This window comes from Paenibacillus sp. 01T422 (genome assembly GCF_056398785.1).
Window position 1 is genome coordinate 1 of record NZ_JBFTQB010001067.1, and the last position, 1920, is coordinate 1920.

The 1920-nt window shown below is 41.9% G+C and carries 3 protein-coding genes; all 3 read left to right on the top strand.

Going from position 1 to position 1920, the window contains the following annotated elements; all coding sequences use genetic code 11:
- Nucleotides 1-895, top strand: an 895-nt coding sequence (locus AC1DUA_RS35555; RefSeq protein ID WP_477504221.1) for a hypothetical protein, incomplete at its 5' end; no start/stop codon positions are given.
- 174 nt (nt 896-1069) lie between these two features.
- A complete protein-coding gene (locus AC1DUA_RS35560; protein WP_477504222.1) occupies nt 1070-1258 on the top strand; it encodes an IDEAL domain-containing protein in 189 nt (62 codons plus the stop codon).
- A gap of 149 nt (nt 1259-1407) precedes the next feature.
- Nucleotides 1408-1920, top strand: a 513-nt coding sequence (locus AC1DUA_RS35565; protein WP_477504223.1) for an LCP family glycopolymer transferase, incomplete at its 3' end; no start/stop codon positions are given.

A 1920-nucleotide genomic window follows, 5' to 3' on the forward strand; every position in this document is an offset into this window, starting at 1 on the left:
GTTTCAGAAGGACGAAACGGTTGAATGGAATCCCCGTGACATGGTCATTAAATTTAAGAAACTCGGCTGGCTGTTTAATGGGTATTCCCAACAAACGAAATTTTTGTTTCATGTACCAAATGATTTGAAGCGGAAATTTAGCGATGTGCTTACGGGGCAATTCAAACAAAGCTTGAAGCTGACCAATGAACCCAGCGTATATCGGGACGAGCAATTACTCATTATTGATGATATCTTTCACTTCTTGATGTTCATATCTCATGTGCAGGAATTGCCCCTAACAGCTGAAGGCTCTATGTACAAGAGGCAGCTTCAGCAAATTCTGGATCGTTTGTCTGTGCAGGAGGAAATGGTGTCGAAAGGATCTTGGCGATTTGGATATGGCCGTATGTTTAAAGACTATCCAAACCGATTTTCATTCATCTATGATTACTGCTATTACCGTCAGCTAATCAGTGAACAAGGCCATGTGCTCAGTTTAACGGAGGAAGGAAAAGCACGCTTGCTAGAAGGGAAAAAAGAGAATTTGACAGATATCTATAAATTCTGGCTTAGGCTCTATAAGAACCCAATTCCCAATGTACAAAGCCTCGTGGGCTGGGTTGACCGCCTAAGTGGGCAGTGGGTCACCTTGGCCTCTCTAAGTGAAGTGTTATGTAAATTGGTCAAGCCCTTTTATTATGACAGTTCGGAATCCATCGTAGAACAGCGTATTTTACAAATGATGATGCATCTTGGGCTCATACGTATAGGCGAAGATCAAGAGTATGGCATGGTCGTTCAGGTTACTAAGATGGGTTCTAAAGTGATTCAAGGTACTTTTGTTGCGGAAGAAGACAAGGTCGTTCTGTTTCTGGATCAAGAGAGTTCACGGTTCAAAGGGGATAGCAAGTAGTGGGTAAAGACACATTCCTGATCAATCGGGCTTTTGAACGAAGCGCGATTGTACGGAGTGAATATGATAAAAGTAGGAGCACACAGGGGTTGGCAGACACCTAGGAACGGACTTTCATGTTTTTGCGAAAAAGAAGCTCCTGACAAACCGCGTACACATTTGGAGGTAGGTCTCATGGGAAAAATGAATGTATCTAATAACGCGCTGCTGGCACTTTTCGCGGAAATGGTTTGGGATGATGCCATTCGCAAATATAAAGAACAGAATCTCTACAAAGAGATTGATCTTGCGTTAGCAAAAGGTGATCAACCGACCTTCCTTACTCTTACATCTGAGCTTAAAACGCTGCAATCTTCAGGATAATGATCGTGGTGGCAGCCACAATAGGGACGAAAGACATGTGAAAGCATTTCACATGTCTTTTTTTGCTGGAAAGGTGATAAAAAAGAACTAATTTGTTACTCCATACGTCGATTAATTAGACAATATTGCGACGCAAAAGGAGAATACTTATGAGAAAGCTCTTGAAAACCATGCGGAAACGGAAAGTCTTGTCATCGTTTCTTCTATTAACCTTACTCGTTGTAGGGGCAGCATCCGGCTACGCCGCTTTTCTGATGAATAAATGGAATCATGCCTTGGATCAAATAGCTGCTCCTATCGTACCTGCTCCAAATGAAATTCATACAAGCACTTATCCTGTTTCTCAGACATCCAATACTACAAATACGACTGAGAATGATGAAAAACCGCTTACTTTGCTGCTTACGGCTATTGATGAGCGCTCTGGAAGCCAAGGATCGCTGAATACGGATGTCATGATGCTTTTTAGAGTAGATCCAGTAACTCACCAAGGGACGGTAGTATCGATCCCTAGAGACCTTGAGGTATCTGCTGAAAAGTCCGGCTTGGAAACATCACATAAAGCTAATTATTTCTATGCTTATAACTATAATAAGAACAAAGAAACGGCACTTGATGAAACGAAGCAGTTGTTCAGCAAGGTTTATCAAGTTCCTATTGAT

Bases quoted from the DNA above. Each gene is read 5' to 3' on its own strand.
- AC1DUA_RS35560 (WP_477504222.1), top strand. From the start codon at position 1,070: ATGGGAAAAATGAATGTATCTAATAACGCGCTGCTGGCACTTTTCGCG.